General features: G+C 65.5%; 19 protein-coding genes. 3 read left to right on the top strand and 16 right to left on the bottom strand.

From position 1 onward, the window contains the following. Nucleotides 1-32: 32 nt before the first annotated feature. The 4 genes from hemC to ACFWO3_RS00355 all read right to left on the bottom strand — a co-directional run bounded on the left by hemC (nt 33) and on the right by ACFWO3_RS00355 (nt 3,700). Nucleotides 33-998 (bottom strand): hydroxymethylbilane synthase, encoded by a 966-nt coding sequence (gene hemC / locus ACFWO3_RS00370; RefSeq protein WP_378572554.1) that lies wholly within the window; start codon nt 996-998, stop codon nt 33-35. Beyond that, nucleotides 995-2,437: a glutamyl-tRNA reductase gene (locus tag ACFWO3_RS00365; protein ID WP_378572552.1), complete on the bottom strand. Its 1,443-nt coding sequence runs from the start codon at nt 2,435-2,437 to the stop codon at nt 995-997. The genes hemC and ACFWO3_RS00365 overlap by 4 nt, the downstream gene beginning before the upstream one ends. Continuing rightward, nucleotides 2,434-3,273 carry a redox-sensing transcriptional repressor Rex gene (locus tag ACFWO3_RS00360; protein ID WP_378572550.1) on the bottom strand — a complete coding sequence of 280 codons (840 nt, stop codon included), beginning with the start codon at nt 3,271-3,273 and terminating at the stop codon, nt 2,434-2,436. The genes ACFWO3_RS00365 and ACFWO3_RS00360 overlap by 4 nt, the downstream gene beginning before the upstream one ends. A gap of 166 nt (nt 3,274-3,439) precedes the next feature. After that, nucleotides 3,440-3,700, bottom strand: coding sequence for a glutaredoxin family protein (locus ACFWO3_RS00355; RefSeq protein WP_378573925.1), 261 nt, complete (start codon nt 3,698-3,700; stop codon nt 3,440-3,442). 197 nt (nt 3,701-3,897) lie between these two features. Here ACFWO3_RS00355 and ACFWO3_RS00350 point away from each other — a divergent pair, with 197 nt between their 5' ends. Next, complete coding sequence (locus tag ACFWO3_RS00350; protein ID WP_378572548.1) at nt 3,898-4,881, top strand: HAD family hydrolase; 984 nt, start codon at nt 3,898-3,900, stop codon at nt 4,879-4,881. Nucleotides 4,882-4,911: 30 nt separating this feature from the next. Here the strand turns inward: ACFWO3_RS00350 and ACFWO3_RS00345 are convergent, their stop codons facing one another. The 10 genes from ACFWO3_RS00345 to ACFWO3_RS00300 all read right to left on the bottom strand — a co-directional run bounded on the left by ACFWO3_RS00345 (nt 4,912) and on the right by ACFWO3_RS00300 (nt 13,701). Further along, nucleotides 4,912-5,949 carry a lysophospholipid acyltransferase family protein gene (locus tag ACFWO3_RS00345; protein WP_378572546.1) on the bottom strand — a complete coding sequence of 346 codons (1,038 nt, stop codon included), beginning with the start codon at nt 5,947-5,949 and terminating at the stop codon, nt 4,912-4,914. Beyond that, entirely contained in the window at nt 5,946-6,977 is a 1,032-nt protein-coding gene (locus ACFWO3_RS00340) for an SDR family oxidoreductase (RefSeq protein ID WP_378573923.1), read from the bottom strand. The genes ACFWO3_RS00345 and ACFWO3_RS00340 overlap by 4 nt, the downstream gene beginning before the upstream one ends. Before the next feature lie 238 nt (nt 6,978-7,215). Then, nucleotides 7,216-7,317 (bottom strand): 30S ribosomal protein bS22, encoded by a 102-nt coding sequence (locus ACFWO3_RS00335; RefSeq protein WP_003402602.1) that lies wholly within the window; start codon nt 7,315-7,317, stop codon nt 7,216-7,218. A 200-nt stretch (nt 7,318-7,517) separates the two neighbouring features. After that, complete coding sequence (locus ACFWO3_RS00330) at nt 7,518-7,754, bottom strand: helix-turn-helix domain-containing protein (protein ID WP_378572543.1); 237 nt, start codon at nt 7,752-7,754, stop codon at nt 7,518-7,520. Between the two features lie 124 nt (nt 7,755-7,878). Next, on the bottom strand, nt 7,879-8,694 hold the full coding sequence (gene proC / locus ACFWO3_RS00325; protein WP_378572541.1) for a pyrroline-5-carboxylate reductase: 816 nt from the start codon (nt 8,692-8,694) through the stop codon (nt 7,879-7,881). Nucleotides 8,695-8,727: 33 nt separating this feature from the next. Beyond that, the gene (locus tag ACFWO3_RS00320) at nt 8,728-9,564 is read right to left on the bottom strand and encodes a thioesterase family protein (RefSeq protein ID WP_378572539.1); all 837 of its coding nucleotides are present in this window, start codon (nt 9,562-9,564) and stop codon (nt 8,728-8,730) included. Continuing rightward, complete coding sequence (locus tag ACFWO3_RS00315) at nt 9,561-10,211, bottom strand: MerR family transcriptional regulator (RefSeq protein WP_378572537.1); 651 nt, start codon at nt 10,209-10,211, stop codon at nt 9,561-9,563. The genes ACFWO3_RS00320 and ACFWO3_RS00315 overlap by 4 nt, the downstream gene beginning before the upstream one ends. 64 nt (nt 10,212-10,275) lie before the next feature. Then, nucleotides 10,276-11,208, bottom strand: coding sequence for a sugar phosphate isomerase/epimerase family protein (locus tag ACFWO3_RS00310; protein ID WP_378572535.1), 933 nt, complete (start codon nt 11,206-11,208; stop codon nt 10,276-10,278). A gap of 7 nt (nt 11,209-11,215) precedes the next feature. Then, nucleotides 11,216-12,751 carry a hypothetical protein gene (locus tag ACFWO3_RS00305; protein WP_378572533.1) on the bottom strand — a complete coding sequence of 512 codons (1,536 nt, stop codon included), beginning with the start codon at nt 12,749-12,751 and terminating at the stop codon, nt 11,216-11,218. Beyond that, nucleotides 12,748-13,701, bottom strand: coding sequence for a hypothetical protein (locus tag ACFWO3_RS00300; RefSeq protein ID WP_378572531.1), 954 nt, complete (start codon nt 13,699-13,701; stop codon nt 12,748-12,750). The genes ACFWO3_RS00305 and ACFWO3_RS00300 overlap by 4 nt, the downstream gene beginning before the upstream one ends. 66 nt (nt 13,702-13,767) lie before the next feature. Here ACFWO3_RS00300 and ACFWO3_RS00295 point away from each other — a divergent pair, with 66 nt between their 5' ends. After that, nucleotides 13,768-14,544 carry a hypothetical protein gene (locus tag ACFWO3_RS00295; protein ID WP_378573921.1) on the top strand — a complete coding sequence of 259 codons (777 nt, stop codon included), beginning with the start codon at nt 13,768-13,770 and terminating at the stop codon, nt 14,542-14,544. A gap of 16 nt (nt 14,545-14,560) precedes the next feature. Here ACFWO3_RS00295 and ACFWO3_RS00290 read toward each other — a convergent pair whose 3' ends face one another. Then, entirely contained in the window at nt 14,561-15,529 is a 969-nt protein-coding gene (locus tag ACFWO3_RS00290) for an ERCC4 domain-containing protein (RefSeq protein WP_378572529.1), read from the bottom strand. 56 nt (nt 15,530-15,585) lie between these two features. After that, complete coding sequence (locus ACFWO3_RS00285; RefSeq protein WP_378572527.1) at nt 15,586-17,889, bottom strand: serine/threonine-protein kinase; 2,304 nt, start codon at nt 17,887-17,889, stop codon at nt 15,586-15,588. Nucleotides 17,890-18,055: 166 nt separating this feature from the next. On the opposite strand from ACFWO3_RS00285, the gene ACFWO3_RS00280 reads away from it, so the two are divergent. After that, nucleotides 18,056-19,549: an MFS transporter gene (locus ACFWO3_RS00280; protein ID WP_378572525.1), complete on the top strand. Its 1,494-nt coding sequence runs from the start codon at nt 18,056-18,058 to the stop codon at nt 19,547-19,549. Nucleotides 19,550-19,691: the final 142 nt, after the last annotated feature.

Below are 19,691 nucleotides of genomic sequence, written 5' to 3'. Positions count from 1 at the left end.
CGACGGGCTCTGTTCTTTCGAGCCATCGTGCGTCAAGCATCGGCATCACCGCCCTCGGTCACGTTCATCAGGTCGCGGGCGCCCAGGTCGAGGAGTTCGCGGGCCACGGACCGGCCCAGTTCTTCTGCACGGTCGGGTGATCCCACCGCGCTGGCGCGAATCACGTCGGACCCGTCGACGGCTGCGGCACATCCGCGTACGGACAATTCGTCGAACACCCGTCCGTCGTCGTCGAGCGATTCGACGACCTCGGCGAGCGCGCCGACCGGCGCCGTACAACCGGCTTCGAGTTCGGCGAGCAACGCACGTTCGGCGACGACCGCCGCACGGCTCGGGGCATCGTCGAATTCGGCGAGGATCGCGACCAGCGCCGTGTCCTCCGACCTGCACTCGACGGCCAGCGCACCCTGAGCGGGAGCTGGCAGCATCTGTACCGGTTCGATCGATTCGGTCACCAGGTCCAGTCGGCCGATTCGCGACAGACCGGCACGCGCCAGAACCACGGCATCGAGCTCACCGGAATCGACCTTGCCGAGTCGACGCTGCAGATTTCCGCGCAACGGGAGGACCTCGAGGCCGAGGCCCAATGCCCGCAGTTGCGACTCGCGGCGCGGCGCGGAGGTACCCACCTTCGATCCGGGCGGTAACTCACCGAGCACAAGTCCGTCTCGGGCCACCAGGGCGTCCCGTGGGTCTTCACGGGGCGGTACCGCCGGAATGACGAAACGCTCGTCCTGCGCGGTGGGCAGATCCTTGTACGAATGCACCGCGACGTCGACACGGCCGTCGAGCAACGCTTCACGGAGTTCCGCGGTGAAGACTCCGACACCGATCTTCTGCACCGGGTCGGTGGACTGGTCACCCTTGGTCGAGATGATCACCAGCTCTGCTTCGTGACCGGCTGCGATGAGCGCGTCACGCACGCTCCCGGCCTGAGTGGTCGCGAGAATGCTTCCCCTGGTTCCGATTCGCAGAGTGCGGGTGCCTACGGCGCTCATGCGCGGGGCTCCTTCCCTGCGTCGGCATCGTCGGGTGCGGTGAAGCGGCGTGCGCGCGGGTCCTCACCGGCGAGGAGTTCGTCCTGGGCGCCGAGACCGAACTGAGCGAGGTCGGCTGCGGCAATCTCGGAGGGCTTCGCAACCGCTTCGACAGCGCCCGGGCTGAGTTCGAACAGCTCACGGAGGGCGGCCGCGTACGAGTCCCCGCCCGGTGTGATCGCCAGTTGCTTCACCCGGACGGTCGGTGCATGCAGAAGCTTGTCGACGACGCGGCGCACCGTGCGCGCGACCTCGTCACGTTCAGGGTTGTCCAGATTCGGGAGCCGCGAATCGAGGCGAAGGAGTTCGGACTCGACGACGTCCGCCGCTCGCTGACGCAGGGCGGTGACGGTCGGTGTGACTTCTGCCTGACGCTGTCCGGCAAGGTAGCCGGCAAGTTCGCTGGCCACGATGATGCGGGCTGCGTCCTCGTCGGATGCGGCTGCACCTGCGGCCGGGTCACGCTGCAGCGATTCCATGTCGAGGACGGTGACGTCCGGCAATCCACTCACCGCGGACTCGACGTCACGTGGGAGACCGAGGTCGCAGATCACGAGCGGGCGTCCCGGGGTGCGGTCGACTCGTGCCAACGCGCGGTGGGTGTCCGCGAGGGTGACGACGGTGCCGACCGCGCCCGTACAGGTGACGAGCACATCGGCCTCGGCAAGTGCATCGGGCAGCGCGTCGAGGTCGTATGCCTCGGCTTCGATGCCGTTCGTTCGCGCTGTTTCGGCGAGGTGCTGTGCCCGCTCGAGGGTGCGGTTGACGACCAGAATTCGGGCGATACCGGCCCGGCCCAGATGCGCGACCGAGAGCCCACCCATCGCGCCCGCTCCGACGACGACTGCGGTACGTCCCGCGAGCCCGTCGACGAAACCGGCTGCCCGGTCGAGAGCGACCGACACCACGGACGATCCGGCGGCGTCGATGCCGGTCTCGGTGTGGACCCGCTTGCCGACGCGAAGAGCCTGCTGCGCGAGTTCGTGCAGAGTGCGTCCCGCTGCCTGCTGGGTGTCCGCCGCGGCGTACGCGGAACGGATCTGACCGAGGATCTGCTGCTCGCCCACCACCATCGAATCGAGCCCACTCGCCACGGCGAAGAGATGCTCGACGGCGGCTTCGCTGTATCGGACGTACGCGTGCCGGTGCAGCTCCGCGACATCGAGCCCGGAGTGGTCCGCGAGGAGTTCACCGACCTCGGTGAGAGCACCGTGGAATGCGTCGACCACCGCGTAGATCTCGATGCGGTTGCACGTCGAAACGATCATCGCCTCCGACACGAGCCCGGAAGCCATGAGCTTGTCCGTCAGCTTGGGACGGTCGGTATCGGCGATGGCCACCCGCTCGAGCACCGGCACCGGGGCTGTCCGGTGCGAGATCCCGACAAGCAGAACACTCACGGCGCGATCACTGATCCGTTTCTTTTCGCGGGGGACTGGACAGGTGCGGCATGACCGATGTGGACCCGCGGGAGCGAATCGGTTGCCTTCATGGGCGCATCCGGGACCTGCCCCGTGTTGCGCGAGCTGTTGAAGGAGAGAACCTGCATCTCGACGGCGAGGTCGACGCGCCGCAATTCGACGTGCTCCGGTACGTCGACGCACATGGGCGAGAAGCTCAGAATGCAGTCGAGACCTGCTGCGACGAGGCGATCGCACACCTCTTGTGCGGCGTCGTCGGGAGTGGCGATCACACCGATCGTGGCGGCGAGTTCGCGGCAGGCCGGGTCGAGTTCGTCGATGTGGCGAACCTCGAGGTCGCCCACCCGCTTACCGGTGACCGAAGGGTCCACGTCGAACAGTCCGACCATCTCGAAACCACGACGCTCGAATCCGGCGTATCCGGCGAGTGCTTGACCCAGGTTTCCGACACCCACGAGAACGACCTTGTGTCCCCGATCGAGGCCGAGGGTCTGCTCGATGCGGCCCCGCAGGCGACTGACGTCGTATCCGACACCCCGCACACCGTTGGGCCCGAGGAAGGACAGGTCCTTGCGCAGCTTCGCAGATCCCACCCCGGATGCGGCGGCCAGTTCTTCACTGGAGACGATGTGTGTGCCCTGGTCGACGAGCAGACCCAGGACCCGCAGGTAAGCCGCGAGACGGGTCACCGTAGCCTGAGGGATGTCGCGCAACTCGGGTGTGGGCGCCTGGACCGTCGAAGCAGAAGACGACGGTCGCTCAGCGCCGGAGACGCGAGGCACAACGGGCCCCTGCGTCGGGTGCTGTTCGGTCACGTCGTAGGCTCCTCGTCCGATCTGCGCACGCGCCGATCTTCACGATCCTCCGGGGAAATGTTCACACCACGGTAACTGCTTGTGAACCCATGCACAAAGTTGCTTGGAGGCCGTGAGATGTGCTCCCACCTGCAAAGTGACGTTCGATCACAGTTTTAGGGTGGACTTACTTGCGTAAATCGTTCCGGAGTCGTTCCTCGTCGACGTCCCAGTAGCTGTGCTCCTTGCCGTCGAGGAGAACGACGGGAAGCCGGTCCCCGAACTCGGCACGCAACTCCGGATCGGTGGCGGCCGCCGCGTCCACGTCGATGCACGTCACTTCCAGCCCGAACTCCGCACACAACGACGACAACTGATCTCGCACGGGCGCGCACGCGCCGCAGCCTTCTCGTACGAGAAGGCTTACTTCGTGGTTGCCGGTGCCCATCTGCGCGCGATTCTCCTCGGTCCACGACGGGGGGTGTACTACCCGTCTTTCGTCTGCCACTGCGGTCGTCAGGGCCTTTCCGACCACAATTCTGCCGGAGACGAACGTCACACGCTCCCGGCGCTCCCCCGATCCGACGGCTCGATGTCTGATTCGAGGGATAGGCTGCTGTGGAGAACTGCGGGCGACAACGGGAGGTGCGGGTGCCATCACTACCGAACGGTTCCGGGTTCGGCGGCGGGTTTGCGGGGATGATCCTTCCGGGCCGGCGCCACTTCAGGAATCCACTCGGCCCAAGTGAGGCAGAGGTTCGCGCCAATCTCGCGGGCGAGGCCAGCGCAGATGCGGCGTTGGCACTCCACGAGGGCGGCGAAGCCGAACCCGACGAATCGCAGGACATCCCACTGGACCTGACCGCCGCCGCGTTCTTCGACGTGGACAACACGATGGTCCAGGGCGCGTCGATCATCCACTTCGCCCGAGGCCTGGCTGCTCGCAAGTACCTGCAGACTTCCGACCTCGTCGATTTCGCCTGGAAGCAGGTCAAGTTCCGGGTCACGGGCAAGGAGAGCAGCAGCGACGTCGCCTCCGGCCGCGAGCGGGCACTGTCCTTCGTGGCCGGCCGCTCCACCGAGGAGTTGGTACGCCTCGGCGAGGAGATCTACGACGAGGTGATCGCCGACAAGATCTGGGCGGGCACCCGTGCGCTGGCGCAGATGCACCTCGATGCGGGTCAGCAGGTGTGGCTCGTCACTGCGACCCCCGTAGAGCTCGCCCAGGTCATCGCGAAGCGTCTGGGCCTCACCGGTGCCCTCGGCACCGTCGCGGAAAGCGAGAACGGCGTGTTCACGGGCCGTCTCGTGGGCGACATCCTGCACGGGCTGGGCAAGGCGCATGCCGTGCGTGCCCTTGCGGTGCGTGAGGGCCTCAATCTCAAACGCTGCACCGCGTACTCGGACAGTCACAACGACGTCCCGATGCTGTCGCTGGTCGGCACGGCAGTGGCGATCAACCCCGATACCGACCTGCGTGAGCTTGCAAAGAACCGCGGGTGGGAAATTCGCGATTTCCGGACCGGACGCAAGGCAGCGAAGATCGGCGTTCCCAGTGCTCTTGCCCTCGGGGCGGCCGGTGGAGCGCTCGCCGCCGTCGTTGCGAGGCGCCGCGAAAACCAGTCCTGAAGACCGGCCTTCTCAGCCCAGGAACACGTTTCAGCCCAGGAACACGTTCCGACGCCGTGCGAGGGTGCGGTACAACGTCTGCTGAATGGTCTCGCGAACGTGGTCGGTGACCTCGAACAGTTCCATCGGGTCGTCGGCAGCAGCGGAGTCGTAGGTGTCGGTCACGATGGGTGTTCCGAATTCGATCGTCCACTTCGACGGAAGCGGAACCATGCCGAGTGGTCCGAAGTGCGGAAACAGCGGAGTGACCGGAAAGTACGGCAGGCCCATCAACCTCGCGAGCGGCCCGAGGTCCCCGATCTTCGGATAGATCTCCTCCGACCCGACGATCGAGCACGGAATAATGGGTGCGCCGGTCCGCATGGCTGCGGACACGAACCCACCACGACCGAACCGCTGGAGCTTGTATCGCTCACTGAACGGTTTCCCGACGCCCTTGAAACCCTCGGGGAACACCGCCACCAACTCGCCGTCGGCCAGCAGGCGTTCGGCATCCGGGGTGCACGCCAGCGTGTGCCCCGCCTTGCGCGCGAGATCGCAAACCACCGGCATCTCGAACACCAGGTCCGCGGCGAGCATGCGCAGATGCCGACCCGTCGGATGATGATCGTGGACGGCCACCGACGTCATGAGTCCGTCGATCGGCACCACGCCCGCATGGTTCGCGACCACGAGTGCACTGCCGTCGACGGGCAGGTTCTCGATCCCGACAACCTCGACCCGGAACCACTTCTCGAACAGCGGTCGCAGGAGCGGAAGGACCACGTTCTCCGCGAAGTGGGGGTCGAAACCGTATCCGTCGACCTGATAGTCGCCGGACACACGCCGGCGCAGGAATTCCGCACTGCCGGACACTCGATCACCCAGCGCCGCCCGCACCGCATCGACCCTGGACGACTCCCCTGGTCGCAACTCGGGCTCGAATTCCGCACCGCCCACCGAAACGGGAGCCGCGATACCGGAGGGGTGCCGCTCCTCGCTCTCGCGCCGCACCTGCTTATCGGTGTCCGGTCCGGCGCCCCGCCGTGTCGAGTCGTGCAGTGGAATGACCTTCGCCATGTCGTTCACCTTGCCCCCTTGCGCGGCGCGCCCGCGAGGGACAGGAGCGCACTTTCGGCCGAGTCGATCCATTCCTTCTTCACGATGTCGGTCAGACCGGCTGCCTTGATGAAGTCGTCCATTGCCTGCATGGTCGTCCACCTGGGTTCGAATCCGAGTTCCGATCGCATCCGGGTGGTGTCGAGGCCGCAGCCAAAGCGGAAGTACTCGAGTTGTTCCGCGGTGTACGACCGCATGATCGGCCCCATGATCGCTCGCCCAGCCCCGCGGAACAGCGGACCGGGCATCGGCATCTCGATGCGGCCGGCCCGGCGAATGGCCTGGGACATCATCATCGCCCCGTCGCCCGCGACGTTGAAGGTTCCGGCAGGACCCGAAACGGTGGCCCGCTCGAGCGCGCTCAGCGCATCTTCTTCGTGGAGCAATTGCAGTCGTGCGTCCCGGCCGAGCATCGTCGGCACGACGGGGGTCGTCAGATACTGCGCAACCGTGGCGTTGAGCCTTGGCCCCACGAGAGGAGCCAGACGCAGAATGGAGACGTCGATGTCCGAGCGGCGCCTTCCCATACCCCGCAGGTACCCCTCGATCTCGATGCTGTCCCTCGCGTAGGCGCCGGACGGTGGTCGGCGGGCACTCATTTCCTCGGTGAACTTCGCAGGGTCCTTCGATGTCGACCCGTAAACGGCCGAGGTCGATCGCAGTACCACCTTGCGAACGCTGGGAGCCTTCTGGCAGACCGCGAACAATTGCATCGCGCCGATGACGTTCATGTCCTTCATGGCCGCGCGGCTACCCGACTTCGGGGCGCGCGTAAGAGTCGATGCGTGGACCACGGTATCGACCTCGACATTGCGGACCACCTTGCCGAGCAAGGGATTTCGAATATCCGCGCGAACGAACTCGGCGCGCCCCATCCGGCGCAGCATGTCCTTGCTCGGGGACACGGTGTCGACCGCAATCACCCGCTCGACTCCCGGGTCCTGCGCCAATCTCGTGACCAGGTAGCCCCCGAGAAACCGACTCGCGCCCGTCACCATCACGACACGCGGTGCTCCCGTACCCGGCCTGTCGTTCTGCTCTCCCACAGCCACCAGCACCCCGATCTCGTATGTGAGTTGCGTCAACGATACGGCGAGATGCCCTGTGACGCCTCCCACACGTCAATTTGATGGTTCGCCACGACACATCGATGTGGATCCGTGCGCCGTGCGAAACGATGAACGCCCGCCACCTCGAAGGTGGCGGGCGTTCACGCAAGACGATCCGAGGATCGGATCACTTACCCAATTTCCTACGCTGAACTCGGGTACGGCGAAGCAGCTTTCGGTGCTTCTTCTTCGACATGCGCTTGCGGCGCTTCTTGATCACTGAACCCATATCGGGTGTCCCTCACGTTCTTCTCTAGCGTTCTTGCGCACGCCGATCGCGTACGCCTGCGCCTACTGCTGGCGCCCGGGCTCGCTTCAACAAGCTCGGCGCCTCACGACACCAGCCAGCTGGTACGACAGTCACCCATCGTACCGGTGCGGGCTCACTCGGGAAAAACCGAGGGTTCACCCACTTCGCTGTCGGAGTTCTCAGCCGGCGTCGAAGTACGAAGTCTCGAGATAGTCGTGTACCGCCTTGGCATGCACGCGGAACGAACGTCCCACACGCACGGCAGGCAACTCACCGCTGTGCACCAACCGGTACACCGTCATCTTCGAGACCCTCATCAGTGTCGCCACTTCGGCGACCGTCAGAAATTGCGTTCCGGCCAGGGCCGGTTGTCCATCGGAGAGCGCACCCTTCGACGGCTTTTTTGCAGACGTCATCAACCACATACCTCCGGCACGTCCGCGCCACCGGCTTCCCCTCCGGCGGAACAGACACGCACGTGCTGACCCGAGCTTAGCGGGACACATGGGGTTACTGCGACGGGTGTGGGCAATCGAATCTTCATTCGGATGAAGCGCCGAGCTCCGCAGAGCGGTCCTTTGCAGCCTCGAGAGCATCGAAAAACGCACGTCGGAGGCCATTCGACTCGAGTTCACGTACAGCCGCAGCCGTGGTTCCGCCCGGCGAAGTTACTGCTGCGCGAAGTTCGGTCGCGCTCTCTCCGGAGCGGTCGAGCATGGCCCCGGCACCCACCATCGTCTGTACGACGAGCTCGGTGGCGGTTGCGCGCGTGAGTCCCATTGCCACTCCCGCGTCGACCATCGCCTCGGCCACGAGGAAGAAATATGCCGGCCCCGACCCCGAGACCGCGGTCACCGCGTCGATCTGGGATTCGCGCACCGTGACAACCTTGCCAACGGAACCGAGGACTCCGCGCACCGTCTCGAGATGAGCAGGCTTCACGTGTCGTCCCGGCGCAAGCACGCTGACACCTTCACCGACCAACATCGGGGTGTTGGGCATTACTCGCACCACCGGGAATCCGGCCGGCAACCGCGTTTCGTAGTACCCGGTCGGCACGCCGGCCACCAGTGACACGAGCATCTGCTCGCGCTCACCATCGAGATCGACTTTCGATACCTCGGTCAACGCCGACTCCACGTCCGCCGGCTTGACGGCGATCACGATGACGTCGGCACCCTCTGCAGCGTCGGCCGTGTCCGTGACGCGCACCGAGTACTCGGCTGCGAGTTCTTCCGCTCGCTTCTGATGGCTTTCCGCGACCACCAGATCCCGGACCGCATGGTTCGCCTGCAGCAGCCCGGAGATCAGCGCTTCACCGATCCGGCCACCACCGATAACTGCAATTCTCGTCATGGTGGACAGCCTGCCACGGGCAGCTGGTGTGGATCAGCGCGGGATCATGGCCAACTGACGACTCTGGGTCACAACGGCCCCGGTCGAATCGAGAACGGTGTGGTCCTCCTCGAACCAGGTGCCGCCCAGCACCGTGCTGCGCGCCATCACGCGCAACCAGCCCGGTGCCGGCATACGCCGGAGATAGGTGGTCAGTTGCACCGTCGGAGCCCAGCCGAACATGCCACGGTTCATGGTCACCGGCGCGGACAGGTCGCCGGTCATGATCGCGAAGAGTGCCGCGGTGTCCGAGTCCTCCTCGTCGGCGGGGCGGGGGCGGACCCACATCCGAATCTCCGGCTCACCCTTCTCACCTGTGAGAAAGTGTGCGGAAGAGCCGTCCACCCGCATGTCGCAACCCTGGGCCACGTGCACGATCTGCCCCATCGGATGGTCCGGAGTCAGGACGATCGCGTCGGCGGGCGGCGTGGCCGGCATGGCGGACGGAGACAGGTGTTCCATGTGGACGGGTTCGTCCGAGTCCGGAACGCCGAGCGTCACCGAGGCCCGTACGGCAACGCGCTCCCCCTGCGCGAGTTCGACGTCCACGAAGGACGCCTGCTTGCCGCGCTTGAGCACCGTCGTCGACAACGAGACCGCTCCCGGATCCGGAGCTGCGAGGTAGTTCGCGCTGACCGCGAGGGGCTGCACCTCGGGCCGATCTGCGTCCCCGTCACGGAACGTGCGACGAGCAGCCGCAGCGCACAGCGCCATCATCGACCCGCCGTGCACCTTCGGTCCGATGGTCCAGACCGGGTCGATGGATGCCTCGAATCGATTCTCGCCGTCTGCGGTGAGCTCGTTCAGATCATGGAAGGGGCTGGTACTCACGATGGTTCCTGTCGATCGGGGTGGTCGGTACTTCTTCGATACGCGTGCGCGGTGAAGTCCTGGTGCGCGAGACGGCGGAGAGCTGCGATGACCGGCTCGTACAGGATCGTGCCGAGAACGACGTACTTCACCTGTTCTGCGGCCGAACCTCGCGGCATCAGCCGAATGTCCACCTCGGCGATTCCGCGCACATGGTCGCCGTACGCCTCCAGGCGTTCGTCGGTCATGGGGATGCCCGCGTTCTCGGCCGCCGCGAGGGCCTGCTCCAGTTGGGCAACGGCAACGAAGCCCGGGTCGTAGATCTGCCCCAGTTTTTCGAGCACGCGTTTGGCGCGCGGATATTCGTCCGGAGCCGGATCGTCCGATTCGGGCAGATAGGGCGGAAGCTGCGCGATGACGTCGCCGAGGAGTTCGAATCGGGAACCTGTCGGATCTTCTATCAGATGAAGAATCGTCCTGATTCGAGGAATGGCCAGGCCTGCGTTCGACAGCGCCTTGATCAGCGCGAGGCGGTCCAGGTGCTCGTCGCCGTATCTGGCCTGGGTGGCACTGGTGGCCTCGCCCGGCATCAGGAGGCCCTCACGCAGGTAGTACTTGACCGTGGCCAAGGGGACGCCGCTTCTCGACACCAACTCGGAAACCCGCATCACACCTCCTACCCGCCGCACCTGGATACCAATACTATCCAAGTCCGAGAGCTTACCGGACCGATCACATCCGGGCGGACGGCCGTCCAGCCTCGAGGTTCTGTCGCGCGAAGGCGAGCGCCTGAGCCAGCATCGCCGAACGTTCACGCCGAGTGCGCGCGTTCTGCGTGTTGATCTCGATCACGGCCTGACCGGAGAACCCGGAGTCCATCAGATGGCGGCACACTTCGACGCACGGCTGGTTCCCGTGGCCGGGGACCAGGTGCTCGTCCAGAGAGGCGCCCCGCCCGTCCGCGAGATGCAGATGCGACAGCCCGCTACCCATCCGCTTGGCCAACTTCATCGCATCCATACCCGCCGTCGCCGTGTGCGACAGGTCGAGCGTGTAATGCTCGTGCCCACAGTCCGTGGGGTCGTAAGACGGGCTGAATGCCGACAGGGCCGGTCCCGGGCCACCTCGGCGACGCAGACGCTCGGCCGACTTCTCCTTGCTCCCGAAGAAGCCGTCGGCCCGCATGGGAAACATGTTCTCCACCGCGACGAGGACGTCGCGTCCGGCTTCGAGTTCGGCCACCTGATCGGCGAACCCGTCGGCGTACCTGCGCTGCCAACGAAACGGCGGGTGCACCACGACGCTCGTGGCACCCAGCTCCTCGGCGGTGCGCACCGACCGCTCGAGCTTCACTGCCGGATCGGAACCCCACACACGCTGCGAGATCAGCAGGCACGGCGCATGAATCGCCTGCACCGGCACGGCGTATCGACGCACGAGAGCACGGACAGCCGACACGTCCTGACTCACCGACTCCGCCCACACCATGAGCTCGACACCGTCGTAGCCCAGCTCCGCGGCGTAGCGGAAAGCCGCCTCCGTGTTCTCCGGATACACCGAGGCGGTCGAAAGACCTACCAGGACCTTCGGCCGCCTCTGCCGACCTGTCCCACCGCCCGCGTCCTGCTCGTGTGTGTAGCTGTCCGACCCGGTATCCCCGACCATGTGTCGATCAGCCCGACGCGAGCATGAAGGCGAGTGGACCCAACGTCACGATCATCCCCACCACGACGGCTATCACGAAGCTCGTGATGTCATCCGTTCGGCGCAGGATGCGCACCATGGCCACCAAACCGACGATCACCAGAAGCGCGAGGATAAGTGCCACCCAGGGCAGCATGTCCCACAGCTTCTCGAAGCCCTTGAACAGCAGCGCACCCGCGATGATCGCGACTACGCCCTGTCCGACGAGCAGTGCCCACTCGCGGGCGCTGCTGGACTCGTTCTCGGTGTTCTCGCCCGATTCGGTGTCCTCGTCGGAGTGTTCGGCGTCGGCCGCCTCGACGGACCTGTTCGCGTCGACAGTCCTGTTCGCATCGTGCTCGGAACGGTTTGCGCCGACCGGCCGAGCACCGGCAGGTGCCACTGCGGAGGCGGAAGGAGCCACCCTCGGCTCCTCGGCCTCGTCGTCGGCACCCTTCACCGACTTCGCACGTGCGGCAAGTCGGTCCTTCAGCGACAGCTTGCGGCTGTTCGCCTCGGCCTTGGCTGCCGCGCGCGAAGCCGCACGTCCGACCGGAGCACCCGCGACCTGAGTCTTGTCCTCGCCCGAAACGTCGTCGGTGGGCTTCGCTCCGGCAGTGCTCGGCACTGAAGGATCGGACGCGGAAGGATCGGACGCGGAAGGATCGGACGCGGACGGATCGGCTGCGGGACGGTTCCGGTGCATCAACCGGTTGTCCGGGCCCGACAGGAGCGACGGTTCCGACGGGGTACGACGATCTACCGGCGCCTGCGCGACGGGAGCCTGGGCGGGCGCCTGCTGAGCGGGTGCTTGTGCGGGCGCACGGGTGGGAGCCGGGCGACTCGCCCACGAACCGGACTGGTCCCGCCGTGGCGTCGCTCCTTCCGAGCGACCCGTGGTGCGCGGCCGCAGCTGCGGGCGGCTCGCGATCGGCTCGTCGTCATCGTCATCGTCGTAGTCCGAAGATGCGGCCTTGGACGACGAGCTCGTCGGCGTGGCGCCGGTCGACGGTGCGAATGCATTCCAGGATTGGGTCTCGGGCACGGATTGCGTCCCAGGGAAAGAGTTCGTCTCGCCCCGGGATGCCGACTGCTGCGGTCGTGCACTCTCGGCGGGCTTGGACGGCGCAGCACTCCACGCCTGCGTACTCGGCGACGACGGCGCAGCGGGCGCACTCGCGGACGGAGGGTTCGACGAAGCAGCAGGCGCAGCGTTCCACGACGACGCCGAAGCGCTGGGCGCCGACTCGGTCCGCGCCGAGGGCTCGGCGGAGGTTTGCGCAGACTCGGACTTCTCGGCCGCACCCGAATCGGAGTCGGCCGCACCGGACGCTGCCGGCTCGGCCAGGTTCCGGTTCTCGGAGGCGTCCCGGTACACCGGGATCTCACCGGTCAACTCGGCGACGGAAATGCCGCCCGTTGCGCCGCGGCGGCGACGGCCACCACTGGACGCCACTTGCTGCCCGTTGCGCTCGAGCAACTCGGCAACAGAAATCTGCCCCGTGTCTTCGGGTTCGTCGGTCATCGAGCATTCACCATCAATTCACCGCCCATTTCGGTATCCAGCTTCCGCAGAATCAAACCTTCGCGCAGCGCCCACGGACACATCTCCAGTTCGTCCACCCCGAGCGCGCGCATGCTCGCCTCTGCAACCAGTGCCCCGGCCACGATCTGCTGTGACCGATCGGAACTGACACCTTCCAATTCTGCACGGTCCGCGGCGGTCATTCTCGAAATGAACGCGATGAGTTGCCGTAGGCCGCTGGTTGTGAGGGTACGTTTTACGCGCGGACCTGCACCGGAAGGTGCGGCACCCGTGAGTCGGGCCAGGGAGCGGAAGGTCTTGGATGTGGCGACGGATCGGTCCCATTCACCTGCCGCCCGGATCTCCTTCGCCGGTCCGGCGAGTTCGGCGTCGAGCCAGTCACGCAGCACGGCGATGCGACGTTTACCCGGCGGGTCGGCGTCGAGCCAATCGCGAGTGAGTCGTCCGGCGCCGAGTTGCAGGGAGAACGCCACATCCGGGTCCTCGTCGCCGCCGGCCGTCAGTTCGAGAGATCCGCCGCCGATGTCGAGGTTGAGAACCCGACCGGCACTCCACCCGAACCACCGGCGCACCGCCAGGAAGGTCAGACGAGCCTCGTCCACGCCCGAGAGCACCTCGAGGTTCACGCCCGTCTCACCACGAACTCGGGACAGCACCTCCTCCGAGTTGTTGGCGTCGCGCACAGCGGAGGTGGCGAAGGACATGAGCTCACCGCAGCCCGATTTCTCGGCGATAGCTGCGAAATCACGAACCGTCGACACGAGGCGATCCGAACCGGCCGTGGTGATGTCACCCGCGTCGTTGGTGTTCTCCGAGAGACGCAGCGCCGCCTTCGTGGAACTCATCGGTGTGGGGTGGCCGCCCCTGTGGGCGTCCACTACGAGCAGATGGACGGTGTTGCTTCCGACGTCGAGTACCCCAAGTCGCACATGAACACGGTACTGGGTCTACCGTCGGGCCTTGTGACAGCAGGTAAGACGGACCGGTCTCACAAGATGAATCCCACCCCGGAGGTTCCCCTCGATTTTCCCCGGGAGTGGGTCGAGTTTCTGGATCCGGCGGACCCCGAAAACCTCATTGCAGCCGATATGACGTGGCTTCTCTCGCACTGGACCTGCGTGTTCGGAACACCCGCGTGCCAGGGCATCTATGCCGATCGCCCCGACGACGGCTGCTGCTCGCACGGTGCGTTCCTCTCCGATGACGAAGACCTCGAGAAGTTGAACGAGTCCGTGAAGATGCTCACACCCGAGAAGTGGCAGTTCATGGCGAAGGGGCTCGGCAAGAAGGGCTACGTCGAGGAAGACGACCTCGAGGACGAGCCGGCTCTGCGGACACGGCGGTACAAAGGGGCGTGCATCTTCCTCAACCGGCCCGGGTTCGAGGGCGGTGTGGGGTGCGCTCTGCACTCGATGGCCCTCGACCGCGGAATCGAGCCTCTCGAAGTGAAGCCGGATGTGTGCTGGCAGCTTCCCATCCGGCGAACACAGGAGTGGGTGGACCGGCCGGACGGCGAGCAGATCCTGCGAACCACCATCACGGAGTACGACCGGCGCGGTTGGGGCGAGGGCGGTGAAGACCTCGACTGGTACTGCTCGGGCTCCCCCGACGCCCATGTCGGCAAGAAGCAGGTGTGGCAGTCCTACGCGCCGGAACTGACCGAAATGCTCGGAAAGGCCGCATACGACGAACTGGCGAAGCTCTGCAAACGCCGCGCAGGTCTCGGACTGATCGCTGTGCACCCTGCTACGACCCGGGCACAGCAGGAATGACCTACCCACCGAGCTGTCAACTCCGATGTGCCGCACTCCAGGCCGACCACACTTCCGGTCGAAGCCTGCCTCTCGCGGGTACACCGAACCCGTTCTCGCGTGCCCACGCACGCACCTCCGCCGTACTCGGTCCCGGCTGCGCCGGCGCCGCAGCGAGTTCGTGATCGTCACCGAGACGCGCGGCGATATCAGTGTTGCTGGAGAACCACGATTGGCAGGCCGCGAGGTATCGATAGGTGTACTCCTGTGCAAGCTTCCTCGTATCGCAGAACACCACCGGCACGTTGGGAAACGCGATCTGGACCTCGGCGATCGCGTCGGCCACAGTTGCCGGCTTGGCGTGGGTACCGGTGTAGATCTGTGAATACCGGTCCTCCACGACCACGGCGGCTCGCGGCAGCCCAGCAAGCTCGGTCAGTTGGTACTTCAGGCGGCCACTGAGCAAACTCGACGTGAAGTCGGACAGCGACTTGCGTTCGACTGCCGCCGCGAGACGGTCGTCGACGACGAGCCCGTAGTCACCACATGGCAGCACACGTCGAGCGGTTCGCACCGACTTGCCCGCAAAGTCGTATGCGTACCGCTCACGAGAGTCGATCACGATCGGCAACTCGACGATTCCGGCAGCGCGGGCGGCGGGGGTGCGCACCCCCGGTCGGGCCTGCTTGCGAGTACGCGCACTCTGCCAGAAGACGACGTCACGACCGCGTGCGGTCGTGTACACGAGCTGGGAGCGGTTCTCTCGCGATCGTGCGGCGACCACGTCCACGGCCGCTCCCCGACGAATACACGACTGCAGCTCGATCCGCTCGACGACCTCTGGTTCGCCGGGCCACTCTGCTGCGGAGACCGCGTGGCAATACAGAGCCTTGGTGCGGGGCCACGTACCCGATGTGCGAAAGACCAACCCTTGCCCGAGGGGAACCCACAGCAGGTACGGCAACCGCGAGTCCGGGTCGGGGTTGCTCGCAATGATCAATTCCACGCGGTCAGGTTACGAGTTCGGGGCGGTGGCGTCGAACACACCGGACAAGAACCCGATCACCGCCTGAACGGCCCGGCTCGACGTGGCTGCGCCGGGGTCGTCGGCGCGCCGGGTACCTCGAGACGCACCACTCGTTCGAGAGCACGCAGATCTGCCTCGATGCGCCGAAACAACTGATAGATGACGATGAACGCGACGATCCCGACCACGCAGAGCACCCGAACCCCGGAGGTGGTCGCGTCGCCGCCGAAACTGAGTCCGGCGATTCCGATCAGTGGAACAGCGGCGGCGAGCGCAAGATACCGCGTCGAGGTGCGGGCCAGAGATCGGATCCGACGACCGTCCTCACTGCGCAACTCGCCGTGCGACAGCAGTATCGGGAACAGGCACCGGACAGCGAAGAACGTGAGGATGAAGTACGGGTACGCGAGCGCAACAGCGCCACACACCGCCAGTGACGCCGTGAGCCGCGGGTACGTGCCGCCGGGTACACCACCGGCGACGATCTGCAGTGCGATGGGATAGACGAGTGCCGCGACGAGCCAGAGACAGAAGCTGACGGTTACGGCGCGGTTGCCGAGACCGAGTGCCGCACGCCGAGCCTTCTGCAGCACAGTGGCGCTGTACGTGCGTCCAGAATTCAAACCACGCGGAACCGTGAGCGCACACCGACACCAATACAGGATCAGCGCAGCGCCCAACCCGAACGCGACGACACCGACCAGCAGGTGCACCTGCTGGAGGTGCTGCTGTACGGGTATGTCCAGGCGCGAGACGATCAGCAGCTGGTTGAAGTGGTAGTTGTACCCGGCGGCAACCAAGTTCGGCACGCCGATTGCCAGCAGCACGAGGGGAACAGACCATCGCCACAGCCTCGACCGCCAAGTGTCGGGCGGCGGGTAGACCAGCTCGCGTGCGTGCGGGTCCAGACACAGCGCGAATTGCCGGGCCAACTTGCGCCCGCTCGACCACCGGTGATCGCGACGGGGCTCGAGCGACTTCACGAGAATGCGACGCAGGGCGGCGGGACAACCGGGCAGCGTATGCGCGGGGTCGATGCCGCGACTGCGGGTCGCGAGCAATGCGGCCGGGGAGGGCGGCGACCCGTCGGTGGTGGCCGGTTCCACGAAAGGGCGGCTCCCAGTCAACAATTCCCACAACATCACGCCGAGCGCGAAGATGTCACTGCGCGTATCCAGGTCGCCGGGGGTCCGCGACGAATCCGTGTCGACCACCTCGAGCTGTTCGGGCGACATGTATGCCATGGAGCCGCCGATGAATCTCGCACCCCCACCGGCACGGACCGTGTCGCTGGAGCTGACGTTGAAGTCGGCGAGCTTGGGGGTTCCGTCGATGGCGAGTAGCACGTTCGCCGGTTTGATGTCGCGGTGCAATACACCGTGGTCGCTCGCATACTGAAGTGCCTCCGCGAGCCGCAGCCCGATCCAGGCGACCGTCTCCGGCCAGGGCAGTGCCGCAATCTCGTCTTGTTGCGACGTGTCTCCCGCAACCATCACTGCATTTGCTGCCAAGGCCTGATCGATGGTGTCCAGCAACAATCGTCCCGACCGGTTCTGGGACGCGGTATCGCGGACATTGCGCACCACGTCGAGCAGGGTGCCTCCGGGCACATATTCCATGAAGAGCACCTGCAGATGGCGGTCGTCGAGTGTTCGTTGGTCGAATACTCGAACGATGTAAGGGTGGTCGAGCTGCGCGAGAGTTTGGGGTTCGATCCCGACGTTGCGCGACACTTTCAACGCCACCCACCGTTGCATGGACCGCTGCCGTGCCAGGAACACCCGCGCGAACGCACCGCGTCCGAGTTCGGCGACGAGGTCGAAGTCGTCAAGGCTCTGTCCCGCACCCAACCCGGCGGTGGCCACATCGGCCAATGCACCGTCCGAAATGCGCCGGTCCTCGTCGACAAGGGCTTCGAAACGGGATGCCTGCTGAGGAAACTCGGCCAGGTAGTCGTCGGGCTCGACTGCTGCCCCGCTTTCCCGTCGTACCTTGTACTCCTCGTAGACGAGTTCCGCGGGCAATGGTTCGGTGAGCAGCTCAGGGAATTCGCGGCAGTAGTCGGCAATCCGCTTCGGCTGCCGAGTGTGAAGCCAACGGTAGTCGAGGTCCACCTTGATCAACTCGACGAGAGCGGCCCGCCGAATCGCATCGGTATCCGGCAGGTAGTCGCCGAGCGCCGACGGTGAGCCCGTGGATTCCCAGTGCGCGAGCAGTCGATCGGTCCCACTGTCGACCACGAGTTCGGGCGTCGATCCACCCGAGGGTCTGGTCGTGCTGCCGAGCGCTGTGGGCGGTCCACCGGCCACCGTCGCATCACTAGGTGGGCGATTACTCATGGCGTTCGTTTCGGGCTGGCGGCATATCCGGCGTACAACTCCAGCGTATTCCGCGTCGTGGCACGGAGTTGCCGATCGGGGAATGAATCGTGTCGACGACGTGTTCGCACAGGAGGCAGCGAAGACGAGAGTGCGGAGGTAGGGATTGGCGCAGGATCAGGTCTACGTGAACGGACCAGAAGCAGAGACGCCCGATCCAGTGCGTTGGCGAATTCTGGTGGTTCTGCTCATCGCAATCTTCATGTCGCTGGTCGGCGTCAGCATCGTCAATGTCGCATTGCCCTCGATCCAGAGTGGTCTGGGTGCGACTCAATCCGACGTGCAATGGGTGTTGTCGGGCTACGCGTTGACGTTCGGCGTCGTCTTGGTGGCTGCGGGCCGTGCGGGAGACCTCGTGGGCCGCGGCGGCATCTTCGTCGTCGGCGTCGTGATCTTCACAGTCTCGTCCGTCGCGGCCGGTCTCGCGCCGAACGCCGAGGCGCTCAATGTCGCGCGTTTCGCGCAGGGGCTCGGTTCGGGATTGTTGAACCCGCAGGGTGTCGGAATGATTCAACAGTATTTCCGGGGTGCGGCACGGGGCCGTGCGTTCGGCTATTTCGGCAGCGCAGTGGGGGTTGCAGTGGGCATCGGGCCCGTGCTTGGCGGATTCCTGATCGAACTCGGCGGCGACGATCTCGGCTGGCGTCTGACCTTTCTGGTGAACGTGCCGATCGGACTCGCGTGCATCGCCTTGGCGTACTTGTGGTTCCCCCGCCCACTGTTCCACCGAACGCCCAGGACGACCTCCGACGAACTCGGCGGCTCTACGGGGTTATGGCGTTCGATGGATCCTGTCGGTTCGACAATGATCGGACTCGCCGTGCTTGCGACTCTCTTCCCGTTCATGGAAGCCGGTGGATCGCCGCTTCTCTGGCTGTTGGTCCCTGCGGGGATCGGCCTGACCTACGGGTGGGTTCGGTGGGAACGGCGGTACAAGCGTCAGGGACATAGCCCGATGGTCGACCTGGACCTGTTCTCCACCCGCAGCTTCACGAACGGCAGCATGATCGTCGGTTTGTACTTCATGGGCATGACCAGCATCTGGGTCCTGGTCGCGCTCTACATGCAGGACGGAGTCGGCACGTCCGCGCTCGGGGCCGGTGCAGTCGGGATTCCGGCCGCAGTAATCTCCGCGCTGGCTGCCAATTGGGCCGGACGCCACGTCATGAGGTACGGACGCAAGGTCGTGATCGGTGGACTACTTTTCGCGTTGGCCGGCCTGGCCCTGAGCATCGGGGTGGTCGTCCTGCACGAGGCCGGCTATCTCAGCGCATGGTGGCTGATGTTGTCTCTGGTGTTCATCGGCGTGGCACAGGGTTCGGTCATCAGTCCGAATCAGACATTGACCTTGGCGGAAGTACCGCTGGCTTACGCGGGCAGTTCCGGCGCAATCATGCAGACCGGGCAGCGAATCGGCACATCGATCGGGATCGCAGTGATCACGGCCGCTGCCTTCGCCACACTCGAATCCAGTTCGTGGGCCGTGGCCATGCCTGCAGGATTCGGTCTGATCGCGATTGTCATTGCGATCGCACTGGGTGTGGCGTTGAAAGATCAGCGCGACCGCACGAAATCGGCCACCACCAACGACATTGCGCATGCCGACCTGGTCAGCGAGTGAGCTGCCGGAGAGCATTGCCAGGTCGCCTGCCATGGCGTCCTGCCACACGGACATCGACAGGCCACGGGACGATTCCGCTGAGCCAGCGCAGCGTCGACCATTCGCGGCCCTGAGGATCTCCGACATAGGCCGGACCCGGCCG

The organism is Rhodococcus sp. NPDC058521 (genome assembly GCF_042719695.1).
In the GTDB taxonomy this organism is placed as follows: domain Bacteria; phylum Actinomycetota; class Actinomycetes; order Mycobacteriales; family Mycobacteriaceae; genus Rhodococcus_F.
The sequence above is the reverse complement of the archived record's forward strand: the minus strand, read 5'-3'. Positions and strand labels throughout refer to the sequence as shown.

Coding starts and splice junctions, on each gene's coding strand:
- ACFWO3_RS00330 (WP_378572543.1), bottom strand. CDS start 7,754: ATGACGTCTGCAAAAAAGCCGTCGAAGGGTGCGCTCTCCGATGGACAA.
- hemC (WP_378572554.1), bottom strand. CDS start 998: ATGAGCGCCGTAGGCACCCGCACTCTGCGAATCGGAACCAGGGGAAGC.
- proC (WP_378572541.1), bottom strand. CDS start 8,694: ATGACGAGAATTGCAGTTATCGGTGGTGGCCGGATCGGTGAAGCGCTG.
- ACFWO3_RS00315 (WP_378572537.1), bottom strand. CDS start 10,211: ATGCGGGTTTCCGAGTTGGTGTCGAGAAGCGGCGTCCCCTTGGCCACG.
- ACFWO3_RS00355 (WP_378573925.1), bottom strand. CDS start 3,700: ATGGGCACCGGCAACCACGAAGTAAGCCTTCTCGTACGAGAAGGCTGC.
- ACFWO3_RS00310 (WP_378572535.1), bottom strand. CDS start 11,208: ATGGTCGGGGATACCGGGTCGGACAGCTACACACACGAGCAGGACGCG.
- ACFWO3_RS00295 (WP_378573921.1), top strand. CDS start 13,768: ATGAATCCCACCCCGGAGGTTCCCCTCGATTTTCCCCGGGAGTGGGTC.
- ACFWO3_RS00335 (WP_003402602.1), bottom strand. CDS start 7,317: ATGGGTTCAGTGATCAAGAAGCGCCGCAAGCGCATGTCGAAGAAGAAG.
- ACFWO3_RS00285 (WP_378572527.1), bottom strand. CDS start 17,889: ATGAGTAATCGCCCACCTAGTGATGCGACGGTGGCCGGTGGACCGCCC.
- ACFWO3_RS00340 (WP_378573923.1), bottom strand. CDS start 6,977: ATGGTGACGGGCGCGAGTCGGTTTCTCGGGGGCTACCTGGTCACGAGA.
- ACFWO3_RS00305 (WP_378572533.1), bottom strand. CDS start 12,751: ATGACCGACGAACCCGAAGACACGGGGCAGATTTCTGTTGCCGAGTTG.